The following is a 13,074-nucleotide window of genomic DNA, read 5'->3' as shown; positions in this document are numbered from 1 at the left end:
CTTGATCAATAGTCGCTTTTTTCTTTTTCAGGGAAAGGAGAGGTACAAATGAAATACTCTGTAGAATTATTAAAAAATGCTAAGGTTCTTGGAAAGCCCTATAAAACAGGTGAACTTGTGAATGTAGACAATGATTTACTTGAAGAATTAAAAGGCAAAGGCCTTGCTGGGGCTGTAGACGAAGTTGAGGAAAAACGAGAATATCGTTTCTTAGCACCTTATGAAAAAATTACAGAAACTGATATCCGTAAAGAATTAGATGATTTAGGAATTGATCACACAGGAGCTAAAGATAAAAAAGCTGCTTATCTTCTTTTAGAAGATGATTATAATGCTACTTTGGCTAAAGCAACAACAGGTGAATAGTATGTGGGATGTCACAGATGATGATGTGAAGTATTATGCAACATTAGGTCAAGTTAAAAAGCCAGATACGGACTATTACAAAGCCATGTTACCTTTACTACTTGATAAGGTGAATGAGGACTATAGGACATGCTTCACATCTGATAACATGCCGCCTAATGTTAAATTGTTTTTGGCTAAAGCAGTACCATTTTACAGTGGTGCCAGTGGTTTAAAGTCTCGAAAAATGGGTTCTGTATCCTACTCATTTGATTTCAATGAAATGCCTGTAGCTATTACGGATTTACTAAAACGTTATAGAAAGGCGAGATACCATGTTTTTCAATCCTATGGATGAATTTCCTCACACTGTAAAAATAAAAGAAGAAAAATCAGTATCAAATGGATCAGGCGGTTCAACAAAGAAATGGGAAGTAACAAGTGAATTTGAATGTTTCATGGATACACCATCGACATCCAGGCTTGTGGAAATGAAACAACTTGGTGTGTCATTCCAACGTGATATGTACTACCCTTATGGGATTGAAATTCCTGTCATGGTAAGGATTGAGTATGAAGGTGTTGAGTACACAGCAGCAGGTGATGCCGAAGACCAGGGTGGCATGCATGAAATTATGCGTTTGCCATTAAAGAGGGTGTGACTATGGGTATCACAAAGCGAGGTAACAAACGTGTACAGCGTGCTTTAAAAAATTGGCAAGATGACATCATCGATGAAGTAAAACGTATCATTCGTGATACAACTATCTTACTAGAAAAAGAGTTGAAAGCTCGAATGCCTCATGAAACAGGTGAGATGGCCCAATCAATTAGCTTGAAATTTGATGCTGATGGATATGGTGCGAAGCTAGAAATCGGTGCTTTTTACGCGATAAACGTATGTCGCCTCTATTGGTAACAATAGATGTTTAAGAATCGGGGAAAATCGGTGGAAGTCTTAGGTATAAGAAAAAGATAACACCGAGGTAACTTGTTAGATTGCGAAAGGCTAGCAAGCACCGTAGAGCGTAGGATTGAATAAATATAATATCCCAAGAGTCCCCAACAGCCAATATAGGTTGTCTTTTTTGTTGGTTGAAAATGTACGCCAAACTGGGTTGGATTAGACCAACCGATGCAAATGAAGGTGACTTCCAGAGCATGAGATAAAAAGCTCATGGTTAATAACAAATGATATGTGAACTATGGTACTGGAATCTATGCTCAAGGACCAGGAGGAAGTAGAGCAAAGAAAATCCCTTGGGTATACTTCAATACAAGGTGGGGACGTTTTGTCCTAACCCATGGTCAAAGAGCACAATTCTTTTGGGAACAAGCTGTGGATGAAGCAGCAGATTACTTCATCAAAGAATTTAGAAAGCTAGGGAAGTGACAATATGGCACTACCATTTATAGAGCTACAAAGGGCGGTGTATCAAAGGTTATCCAATGATGCAGCGCTTTTAAATTTGGTGACCGGTGTATACGATCATGTGACTGAAGATACATCATTTCCTTATGTGTACCTTGGTGAACCGTTATTAAATATAGACCAGGAAGTAAAGATTGAGGAAATTGCTGAAGAAACGATTGCTATACATGTCTACCACAATCAAGCAACTAGTGGTGAGTATGGTAATGAAAAGGTTTATGAAATCATAGAGGCGATTCATGAGGCTTTAAGGTACAAAATAGAATTGCCGTCTTATGAAATCCTGCAGGTCACGCCACGCGAACCACGTGTCTTTGATGACATCGATAATGTACAGAAACATGGCGTAATTACTTATAAATACAAACTATTAAAATTTAAATAGAGGAGTGATATTCATGGTTAAAATTATTTTGGTACAACCTACCGATAATGTTCTGGGTGCTGATGGTTTAGTACCAGGTTTCCAAACAGATTATTCGCATAGTTTAGAGCGTGATAACTCTACTGAAGCTACAAAAATGGGTTCTATTTCAGCCATTGGTACCTTAACAGAATCGATGGAATTATCCATGTACGGCCGTAAAGGTGATGCTGGACAGAAAGCCATCTATCGTGCAATTAAAGACGGTAAGGAGCTAAAGGTGTGGGAAGTGGATACAGAAAAAAATGATGAAGGTACACATGATGCTAAGTTTGCCTTTGCCGTGGTGGATTCGTTTGAAACATCTAGCCCAGTAGAAGGATTAGAGGAACTAAGCACATCAATGACAGTACAAATTGAATCAGCAGAAGGCACATTTATGGATTTACCACCAGGCCTTATTAATTTTGCGAAATATGGCTTCCAGCTGCCGGGCGATACTACTGGTGATTCTAGTAACATTGTTAATAAAACAAAGGTTACTGGCATTACAGTGACACCTGATACGCTCAGCCTAACACCAACAGATAAAGAACAGTTAAGTGTTGAGGTTATACCAGCTGATGCTTCAAACCAATATGTAACCTATGCAACATCTAATAAAGATGTGGCTACAGTTTCACCAAATGGATTAGTGACAGCTGTAGCAGATGGTACTGCAACAATTACAGTCACATCAAAAGACAATCTTGCAATTACTGATACGGTGTCTGTAACAGTTTCTTAATCAAAGGACGGACTTAGGTTCGTCTTTTTCTTATGTCCAAAATCAAAAAGAAAGAAGGAATAGAGAATGGCTACATTAACAGTTAAAGAGAAGGAATACACATTAAAATGCTCTATTATGCTTGATAAATTATTAAATAAAGTGATTCCGGAACCAAAAACAAAAGACAGTGAATCGCAAAAAGATAAACTGTCTGGTGGAATCTCGAAGGTACTACCACAGCTGATTGAGCAAGATGTTGAAGCACTTGTACATCTTTGGGAAGCAACGATTAAATTGCAAACAAAAAAAGCACCAACACAAGATGAGATCTTAGAAGCAATCGATGAGCGTATGAATGCTGATGATGACGCAACGGTTATGTTTACAGAAGTGTTTGAGGCAATTGAAGAATCGGCTTTTTCTCGAAACGAGTTGACGAAATTCAAGAAGAATATGCTGCTCGTAAAAGAGATGAAGCAGAAGGACGAGGAAGAAGTACAGAAAACAGCGCTAATGATGAAACGTATGTCCGAGGGGTACAAGGAGATCACTGGTCGCGATCTATTCGAGGAAAAACAGACGGCTTAACCTATGATGATTTTGAGCGTAACTGTGCTAGGTTTCTAGGTACCTATGATATAGGTCTAATCTATTCCTGGACACCTAGAGAGTATCGCAATTTCTTACAAGGTGCACAGTTAGCAAAGATAGATGATCATGAGCGAGCAATTCAAGCTGCATGGATAGCTGGCGTAGTTTCTAAACCGAAAAAATCTCGAAAAGAAAACCCTCCTAAGAAATACTTTGATGCTGATAAAGCTCGTAAAGAAGTACTTGCTGGCACAAAAAATGAGCAACAAATGAAAGTAGACTTTACTTTATATGACCAGATGAGAGAAGAGTTGAAGACATTTAATTGGCAACTTGTAGAGCAGAAATCATAAAGGTGGTGAGTGTATGCCAGTTGAGCGCTTTAAAGCTGAAGTAGATGCAGACATAAAAGATTTTAAACGAAAAATGGCAGAGGTTGACCGTCAGATGAGGGAACTTGCAACAGGTGTGTCTGTCGAAATTAATGCTTCTATCAATGAATTTATAACAAAGGTGCAGCAGGTACAAGCGAGATTGCAACAACTAGATGCAACTCAAGCAACTGTTGAAATCGAAGCCATACTCAACGACTTTATGCAAGACATCCTACGAGCCAAGGCACTTGCACAAGACTTAGACAAAGAGTCCATTAAAATCAAAGTACATCTTGAAATGGATGCATTCTATACACAACTATCAATGATCAGAGCTGAAATCGATGCCCTAGAACGTGAACGTGTAAAAGTTAATGTTGAGATATCTCTTGGCAGTTTTATGATGGATTATGCTCAAATACAATCATTATTAGCTCATTTATCAGGTCAAAGTGGCAGTATCAAAATCGATGTAGACTTTTCAGAAGTGATTGCAGCTATCCATGAGGTCAAACTTGCTATTTTAGCACTTAAAGATGTCACAATTGACATACATGCTGATATCACCGAGTTTTTACGAGGCGTTGTTATTGTTAATAGTCAATCCAAAAAGCTGAAGAAGAACATCGTCATTAAGATTTGGGCTGATTATACAAATGCTATGAAATCGTATGCAAATACGGTCCAAGCATTTGCAGAGGCTGGGCGTCAAATTATCGGTGGAGCATTACTTTCATTAATACCTGCACTATCACAATTTTTATCAGTACTAGTTGGGTTAATTGGATCCTTAGGTGTCATGATTGGTGTGTTAGTAGGTCAATTATTAATCTTGGTTAGTGCATTAAGTATTGCCGCATTAGGTTTTGTTGGATTAGCTGCTGTGGCCATTCCTACAATTAAAAAATTATTTGATGAAACAGCCAAGTTAAATGCTGAGCAACAACGAGCAAAAGCTTCATGGGATGCTTTCAAAGGTACTTATGATGATCTAGTCAAGGCGACTGAAAAACCTGTGCTACAAGCATTTACTAGTGCTATGCAAGGTGCTCAGAAGATATTAAAATCGCTGCAACCTATGATTGAATCTGTGGCTATAAGTGCAGCTAAATTGATGGGTGCTTTTGATAAATCAATCAACAGTCAACCGATTCAAAAGATATTCGATACATTCAATAAATATGGTGCATCAATTTTTGAAAATTTTGTTGCAGGTATTGGTCATCTTATAGCTGGGCTAGGCAGTTTGATAGCAGCGCTTGCACCTGCAGCTGAGGCATGGTCCAAAAATTTTAATGGTATGATGCAATCCTTTGCTTCTTGGGCAGATGGCCTGACGCAATCTGAAAAATTCCAATCGTTTATTAGTTATGTACAAACCTATATGCCTGTTATTTCAGATATATTTGCAGATTTAACCATGGGGATTATCGCGTTCTTCTCAGCTTTTAGTGACATGGGTGGTAGCTTCATGACACGTCTTGCAGGCATGATGGAAAGTTTTAGAGCGTGGGCTGAAACGCTAGGAGAAAATCAGCAATTCCAACAATTTTTAAGTTTCATTCAAGCTTCAGCACCAGCTGTATTAACATTGCTAGGCAACCTTTGGGACTTAATTATTAATCTAGGGATTGCATTCGCTCCTATTGGTGCAATTGTTTTAGATGTCGCCAACTCATTCTTAGAATGGTTTAATAATTTATTACAGACAAATCAAACTGCAGCTAAATTAGTTGCTCTATTCCCGGTAGTATTGGGCGTTATCTCAGCATTAGCACCAGTAATTATTTCTGTTGTATCGATTTTCGGGAATCTTGTTGCTGCTATAGTTCGTGTCTTGCCGCATTTATCTAGCTTCTCTGCGATTGCCACAAAAGTAACTGATATTGTCACTAAAGTTTGGGGGCATTTATCCAAATTAGGTGCTGTTTTTGCGTGGCTTACTACACCTGTAGGTATAGCAGTAGCTGCAATTGCTTTAATTATCTCGGCTCTCGTACTTGCATATAACAAGGTAGATTGGTTCCGTGACTTGGTTAATAAAGCCTGGACGTCCATAAAAGAAGTAACATCTAAAGCTTTTAAAGCAGTATATGATACTATCTCAAAAGCACTCGAGGAAGTTGTAGCATTTGGTAAACAGATACTGGGGAAATTTGAACAGTTTTGGGAACAACATGGTGAGTCCATTTCTTCAATTGTTAAAACAACATTTGAATTCATTTATAGCTTTATCGCAAATAACTTGAAGCTCGTTGGTATAGTAATTAAAACAACTTGGAACGTAATCACAAAAATATTTAGTGCTGCATGGGACTTGATAAAAGGAATTATACAAATAGCGATTGATTTAGTATTAGGTATTGTGTCTACAGGTATGTCTCTCTTGCAAGGTGATTGGGAAGCTGCATGGGATACAATTGTTGAAACAGCTAAGTCAATTGGTACAACTATTGTTGAGACATTCGGCAGCATAATAGATAAGGTTTGGCAAATAGGCGTAGATATCATTAACGGTTTAATTGAAGGTATCACTTCTATGTTTGAGTCAGTAGCTAAAGCGCTAGGTAAGCTCACAGATAAAATTCCTCAATGGGTAAAAGATGCACTTGGCATCCATTCTCCTTCTCGAGTAATGGCGGCAATTGCTAAGTGGATTCCAGCAGGTATTGCTAAAGGCATCATCGATAACATCAATGTTGTGCGAACTGCATCAAAAGAGATGGCACAAGCTACATTCCCTGACTTTTCTCGAGAAATAAAAGCGTCACAGGCACAGATTGAAGGTGCTCAAAAAGCCGTTAGTCGTGCCATTTCTGAAAATAATAGTGAAATTAAAGAATTAAATCGTAATGCCTCTAAAGAGATTTATCAAATTCAGGATAAACTCGCTAAAGACATTAAAGGTATTAATAGCAAATCTACTAAAGAGAAAACTAAAACAGTTAAAGCTAGCAATGCTGAAATCACTAAGCTTCAACGTGATGCAAATAACCAAATACTTGAAATCCAACGGAGGCTTGCAGAAGAAACCAAGAAGGTCAATGATTCTGTCAATGCTGATAAACTACAGTCACTTCAAGAATATATAGACTTGCAAAAAGAATTGTATGACTTGAGTGCTGCAGAAGAAGCAGCTTACTGGAAATACGCATCAACAGCCTTCAAGGATGGCACAGACGAAAAAATTAAGGCTCTCAACAAATATAAGACTGCACATAAAACTGCCATGCGAGATCAGTTTAATGCTGAGACAAATATGATAGATGCCTTAGTAAAATACGGGAAGATGTCACTAAAAGAACAGCTACTAGCCTACGAGGATTACATGAAAAGCTATGAGGTTGGTTCTGCAGAGCAGATTGCTTATGAAGAAATGATCTACGATAAGAAGCTGAGTTTGTATAACAATATTAAGTCACTTGCTGATGATTACTATTCGAAAATGAGAGACATCAATCAGAAGCTTATCGATGATGAAAAAGCTTTACGTGATGAATATGAGCAAACGTACAACAGTCGTGTAGAGGCTATCAAGAATACTTGGGGCTTATTTGATAAAGTAAATCTGACGGAAATGGTGACCTATAACGAAGATGGAACTATTAAAGATCAAATAAATTTACTCGAGAATATGCGTGGTCAAGTCAATGCTTTACGAGGCTGGATGAATGACTTATTTGTTCTTGAAGCAAAAGGTATTGATAAGGATCTTTTAACAGAATTGCAATCATTAGGAGCTAAATCAGGCGCTGAAATTAAGGCACTTACACAGATGACTGCATCTGAGTTAGATGAGTATCAAATGTTGTGGAAAACAAAAACTGAGCTCGCAAACAAACAGGCAACTACCGAACTTGCTGGGGCTCGTAAAAAGATGGAAGATGAGATTGCTCAATTGCATATCAATGCTGAGAAAGAGCTTCAAGCACTATCTGAGACGTTTATATCAGAAGTGAATGAGATGGTAAATGGTGCTGAAGATGAATTTAATGTAATGACAGCAACCTTGCCTGAAATCGGTGCAGCAGCTATCCAAGGGTTAATGGATGGCATGAAGTCGATGAAAGGGAATCTGCAAACTACTGTGAAAGGTATTGCCAATTCTATTTCTGGAACCTTAACTAATTTATTAACAAATGATGGCAGTTATCAAAGTTCTATAGCTGTCAATGCTTTGTCTGGTGCATTATCTGGAAATGCTAATCGTTTGTTAAATGTAGCTGATGATATCGACGATGAGCAACAACCAGTGAATGTAAATATCCATCAAGAGTGGAATGGTGAAAACGTGGAGTCATGGTTAGATCAGCGAAGTGCAACTAATCTTAAATTAAAAACATTCAAGAAAGGGTGACGCCATAATGGCTATTTTAGAAACAATGGATGGGATACGTCATGATTTAACAAAATATGGCGTCCCTGTCCTAAAAGTAGCGCCAATCGATATCATGTACAACTCAGAAAACATAAAAGGTAGACCAGGACGTAATCGAACGGAACGGTACCACGGTGTGCGAAAGTTGCAATTGACTTTGTTACTACAAGCCAAAAACGTTACTGACACTGAACTATTAACTGATAAGTTGGCTGATATCTTAGATGGTGATGAGGAGTTTTATATCTATCAGCAACTAATGACTGGCAGCTATAAATTTGAGCTACCTGGTGACTCTTCATTTGTACGTGCTTTGGATAACGTGGAGTGGACATCTCACATGTATAAACGCTGGAAGGTAGAGCGTATAAACAATGATGCTGTTGAGTGGAATGGCTTACGTGGCAAGCGAGTGATTGAGTTTGAAACAAGTGATTTGCCTTATGGTGAGACACCATTCACCTCACTCCAGCTATTAGGTAAAGAGTGGGATTTAGAACAAATTGCATGGGGGCTAGGTTTTGATTGGGATGAAGCAACACCACAATTTACTTTTGCAAGTAACAATTTTACTGTAAAAAATCATGGTCAAGTAACTATCAATCCAAGGTATATGCCTTTACGAATTACTATACGTGGTAATTTTCCAAGTGGTTTAAACATCATTAATCAATCGACAGGTGATGCCTTTACGTTTAATGGCTCACTTACAGCCAACGACACAATGATCATAGATGGTGTGAGTTACTTAAAAAACGGTCAGCATGTTACAGGTCAAACCAATAAAAAATTAATATCACTTAAACGTGGGGTAAATCAATTTGTGATTAGTGGCGGTACCGTCGCATCGATCAGTTTTGATTTCCCTTTTTATTTTAAGTAAAGGAGGCGATTAAAGGTGTCACAGAAGTACCCTTTACAAGAAACGTTATCTCCAATCAATCGCGAAGGTCGTGACAGAATTAATGAAAACTGGGCACGTATCATGGCTTACTTTGAACACGTACAGTTGCAGATTAAGGCTTTGGCAGGTGGCCGAGAAGTTGGTGAACTAATCGCACGGCTTGAACAAGCGATAGAGAATGCTGAAACAGATGTACAAAAATATATAGTTTTAGTTGATACAACTGTGAAACAAGCGATTGAAGCTAACAATACAGCAACACAAGATGCAATTGCAGCTAATAATGCAGCATTACAAACAGCCCTTGATACAGTTGCTGCAAGACTAATAGAGGTAACTCAAGCTATCAGTAATGCAGAAACAGCTACGGAAGATGCAACTAACGCTAAAAATGCTGCTATCCAAGCAACACAGGATGCACAAGTAGCTATCGACACTATGCAGTCACTTATTGATAATTTTGGTTCCAGAGGTGCTTGGTCATCAACAACTCAATACTTTAAGAATAATCTTGTGGGTCTAGACGGGCGCACGTATATTGCCTTACAGGAAAATATTAATACACCTGTTACAAATCAAAGTGTATGGACTTTATTTGCTGATAAAGGGGCGCAGGGAGCTGAAGGACCGCGTGGATTACCTGGTAAAGATGGCACAGGGGTAAATATTATTACTAGTCTGGATAGCGAAGACGAACTACCACCAATTGGTTCACCTGGCGATGCATATATGATCAATGGTGATATGTATGTTTGGAAAGATAACTTGGGAATTTGGGATAATGTAGGTCCAATCCAAGGTCCACCTGGGAAAGATGCCTATGATATAGCTGTAGAAAATGGCTTTGAAGGAACGATGGAAGAGTGGATTGAATCGCTAAAAGGTGCACAAGGTCCTCCAGGACCAGACGGCCCAGCTGGACCACCTGGACAAGATGCAGATTTGACAGAAATTACTGCACAATTGGACCAAATGAAACCTAAAGTTGATAATTCATGGCAAAAAGGTGTTTATAATGATACTGGTATTACTAACTTAGGGCAATATACTGCTACAAGAACATATCACGTAGAATACACCGATTGGCAAGCACCAAGCAGTAATTTTGAAATGGTTTCTATTTTTATACCAATAGGTGTTTTTTCAGGAAGTGTAAAAGTTAGTATTATAAGCGACTATAACCATACTGATGCATTTGGCTTGTTTGAGTATATTAACTCATGCTTTAAACGTGCTAATGGCACATTAGGTACAAATTCAAGAACAATATTAAAAGCAGATAGTAAAGTTACGAATGACTTTTATTTCCCTGATTTTAATTTTAGTAACTCTCTATTTACAATACCTGTTGTCAGGAAACCTAATGCTAAGAATAGTTTAACTATTAAAGTAGAATTAATGAGCAATAGGAATGATACGCTAATATTTAACGCATTAAGTGACTCTTATATCTATTTTGAGGACTTAGGTACATCTTGGTCAGGTTATCCGTGGACACCACAAACTAGTAATATTCCTTCTAGTGCAGAAAAAAATCTGTGGAATAGAAAAGAGTTTGTTTCAATTGTTGATAATCGCAATACCAATCCTGCACATCTGAAAAAACCAGTTGATTATATTAATACTAGCTCTAAAGGTACAATTACAGAATTTGTTGAGTTAGCAAATTTTAGTTTAAGTGAATTTGGATTGTATGGAGTTTTAGAGACAACTACACCATGGAATGACATAAGTGTTACTCCATATCAGTATATACGAACAGGAGCAGTAACACTTATGCGTTTGGCAAATGGGGTAAATGCATGGGGTACATGGACAATAACAGAATACCAAGGTTTAGGCATTTTAGACCTTTTTCAATCTGTCAGTGATGTTAAAACAAATGTAGCTGCGGCAATCACTGACAAAGGTGTACCTACAAGTCCGACAGCTACAGGTGCTCAAATGGCTGCTAATATTAGAGCTATACCTACAGGCGTTAAAAGTGCAGAAATGACACTTTCTATACCACAAATTTTATCTAATCAAGAGACAACTGTAACAACATCAGCAGTATATTTTCTACCAAAATATTCAAATGCACCGATGGCAGGCGCTCATTTCCATAACGGTATCGTCACACCAATACTAAGTGGAGATATTATTGGCTTCTCTTATATTAGAGCAATGTCTATTAATGCTGTTGGAGCAACAGGTTATAGTGTTAGTGTCACAATAAGAAATCCTACAAATATAACCCATCCTGCTAGAAATATGAAGCTTATCTTATTTGGAGATTTAGCATAAAAAGAAAGGAACATATCTATGATATTAGACAATCGTATAGTTTACAACAAGATGACTGGAACGATTATTCATCAATCTGGAGAAGGCAAGGGAGATATCGTTCCTCATGAATCAGAAATAGAACTCGCTTACATTGACATACCTTTTGGCACCATTGATTATACTAAATGTTATGTGCAGCGAATTGATGAAAAGGGCAATCTAGTAATTAAGGAATACGAAAGAGATTTATCACCAGTGGAATTAGAAAATATCAAACTAAAAGAAGATATTATTTTACTACAAGCAGAAAATGAAATTGGAGGGATATTATAATGGTCAATCAAATCGTTGTCCGTATTGCAGCAGAGCGCATAATGACAAATGGGCTTAATCCAAAAACAAACAAAACTTATGTTATTGATGACATCACTAATCAGGATTACAAACAAGCCATAGAGGATTATATTTTAACAGCTACCGAAGGTGTGTAATCGCAGTCAATGACTAACGTTATTTTTACTGTCTAACAAAGGAGGAAAACCTTTCCTTTTGTCGAATTGTAACCACAAAAGGAGGGCTTATGTTGAATAAAACTGTTTATTTTGAAGAACTAGACTCAGAAACAAAAATAGCTTTATCAACAATTGAAGATAAAGGCTTAGATTTTAATAAATGGAAAAGGTGTAATACTGAAGAAAATAGGTTTGTAATATTTGAACTCGAAAAGAAAGATGTCATTTTTAAAATGATTAAAGACAAAGGGATAAGAGATTCAGATATTAATGCCTTAATAGATCTTGCGGGGATTAAATATTTCCCAAAACTATATGCTTTTAGAGAACAAAAATATTTAATTATGGAAAAAGCAAAAGGGGTTTCCTTACATGATTTATTAATACTTAAGCAAATCTCTAAGGAAGAATTACAGATAATAAAAGAGCAAGTATTAGATGCTTATACAGAAATGTTGACTAGAAAAAGGGACGATCCTGATTTTAAGTTGGAACATATTTTTTGGGATGCGGAAAATCAAAAAATAACATGGATAGATTTAGGTAGTTGTGATGAACTAGTCATTTATTTTCCTTCAAAAGAAGAAATGATTGAGGAATTCGAAGAACGATTTAAAGAGGATTTAATTGAATATGAAGTACAAATTTAAATATTAGTTCCATATTGTTCAATAAATGCTGCTCACATTGAGTGGCGTATTTTTATTGTAGATAATTCCATAAATCTGGGCTAAAGTGGTTATATACTAGTTCAGGAGTGATTTTTATGCCATTTAGAAAACCAGTATCTACTTTAGGCGGATTAAATTTTTGGGAAAATATTAGACAAGATACTTATTTCATTATGCAAGAACATAAAACCGGAATGTGGCCATATAAGTATAGAATCTTACTTCGAGAGAATTCAAAAGAAATTGCCAATTCAAATGATCTAGAAACGATTAGTTTTGATTGGGAGTATCTACAAAATCACGCTGTTCCAAGAATAGATGAAAAAGGTTTCTTAGATTTTGAATACTTGTTAAAAGACTTATTAAAATAAATACCAAGTGTTGTAAAAAAACTTTTCTAAATAAGCAATAATAAATTTAACAGTAAACATTATTAAAGTGTTCTCTTATGAGGATGCTTTTTCTT

General features: G+C 37.0%; 14 protein-coding genes. All 14 read left to right on the top strand.

Annotated features, from left to right (window positions below):
* Nucleotides 1-48: 48 nt before the first annotated feature.
* The 14 genes from ACQKIM_RS07725 to ACQKIM_RS07660 all read left to right on the top strand — a co-directional run bounded on the left by ACQKIM_RS07725 (nucleotide 49) and on the right by ACQKIM_RS07660 (nucleotide 12,979).
* Nucleotides 49-366 (top strand): hypothetical protein, encoded by a 318-nt coding sequence (locus tag ACQKIM_RS07725; RefSeq protein ID WP_427541495.1) that lies wholly within the window; start codon nucleotides 49-51, stop codon nucleotides 364-366.
* On the top strand, nucleotides 332-703 hold the full coding sequence (locus ACQKIM_RS07720) for a hypothetical protein (RefSeq protein WP_427541492.1): 372 nt from the start codon (nucleotides 332-334) through the stop codon (nucleotides 701-703). Before ACQKIM_RS07725 ends, ACQKIM_RS07720 begins: the two co-directional genes overlap by 35 nt.
* Nucleotides 681-1,007, top strand: a complete 327-nt coding sequence (locus tag ACQKIM_RS07715; protein WP_427541489.1) for a phage head closure protein — start codon at nucleotides 681-683, stop codon at nucleotides 1,005-1,007. The genes ACQKIM_RS07720 and ACQKIM_RS07715 overlap by 23 nt, the downstream gene beginning before the upstream one ends.
* A gap of 2 nt (nucleotides 1,008-1,009) precedes the next feature.
* Nucleotides 1,010-1,264, top strand: coding sequence for a hypothetical protein (locus ACQKIM_RS07710; RefSeq protein ID WP_427541486.1), 255 nt, complete (start codon nucleotides 1,010-1,012; stop codon nucleotides 1,262-1,264).
* A 478-nt stretch (nucleotides 1,265-1,742) separates the two neighbouring features.
* A complete protein-coding gene (locus ACQKIM_RS07705) occupies nucleotides 1,743-2,162 on the top strand; it encodes a DUF3168 domain-containing protein (protein WP_427541483.1) in 420 nt (139 codons plus the stop codon).
* Between the two features lie 13 nt (nucleotides 2,163-2,175).
* Entirely contained in the window at nucleotides 2,176-2,928 is a 753-nt protein-coding gene (locus ACQKIM_RS07700) for a phage major tail protein, TP901-1 family (RefSeq protein WP_427541480.1), read from the top strand.
* 66 nt (nucleotides 2,929-2,994) lie between these two features.
* Nucleotides 2,995-3,498, top strand: a complete 504-nt coding sequence (locus ACQKIM_RS07695; protein ID WP_427541477.1) for a tail assembly chaperone — start codon at nucleotides 2,995-2,997, stop codon at nucleotides 3,496-3,498.
* Between the two features lie 369 nt (nucleotides 3,499-3,867).
* Nucleotides 3,868-8,232 (top strand): hypothetical protein, encoded by a 4,365-nt coding sequence (locus ACQKIM_RS07690; RefSeq protein WP_427541474.1) that lies wholly within the window; start codon nucleotides 3,868-3,870, stop codon nucleotides 8,230-8,232.
* Nucleotides 8,233-8,239: 7 nt separating this feature from the next.
* Nucleotides 8,240-9,136, top strand: coding sequence for a phage tail domain-containing protein (locus tag ACQKIM_RS07685; RefSeq protein WP_427541471.1), 897 nt, complete (start codon nucleotides 8,240-8,242; stop codon nucleotides 9,134-9,136).
* Nucleotides 9,137-9,151: 15 nt separating this feature from the next.
* Entirely contained in the window at nucleotides 9,152-11,443 is a 2,292-nt protein-coding gene (locus ACQKIM_RS07680; RefSeq protein ID WP_427541469.1) for a hypothetical protein, read from the top strand.
* A gap of 18 nt (nucleotides 11,444-11,461) precedes the next feature.
* Entirely contained in the window at nucleotides 11,462-11,758 is a 297-nt protein-coding gene (locus ACQKIM_RS07675) for a hypothetical protein (protein ID WP_427541466.1), read from the top strand.
* On the top strand, nucleotides 11,758-11,916 hold the full coding sequence (locus ACQKIM_RS07670; protein ID WP_427541463.1) for a hypothetical protein: 159 nt from the start codon (nucleotides 11,758-11,760) through the stop codon (nucleotides 11,914-11,916). Before ACQKIM_RS07675 ends, ACQKIM_RS07670 begins: the two co-directional genes overlap by 1 nt.
* A 92-nt stretch (nucleotides 11,917-12,008) precedes the next feature.
* Nucleotides 12,009-12,587: a hypothetical protein gene (locus ACQKIM_RS07665; RefSeq protein WP_427541460.1), complete on the top strand. Its 579-nt coding sequence runs from the start codon at nucleotides 12,009-12,011 to the stop codon at nucleotides 12,585-12,587.
* Between the two features lie 116 nt (nucleotides 12,588-12,703).
* The gene (locus tag ACQKIM_RS07660) at nucleotides 12,704-12,979 is read left to right on the top strand and encodes a hypothetical protein (protein ID WP_427541457.1); all 276 of its coding nucleotides are present in this window, start codon (nucleotides 12,704-12,706) and stop codon (nucleotides 12,977-12,979) included.
* Nucleotides 12,980-13,074 lie beyond the last annotated feature (95 nt).

The sequence above is a fragment of the Lysinibacillus sp. NPDC047702 genome, from assembly GCF_050272555.1.
Lineage (GTDB): Bacteria > Bacillota > Bacilli > Bacillales_A > Planococcaceae > Lysinibacillus.
The sequence above is the reverse complement of the archived record's forward strand: the minus strand, read 5'-3'. Positions and strand labels throughout refer to the sequence as shown.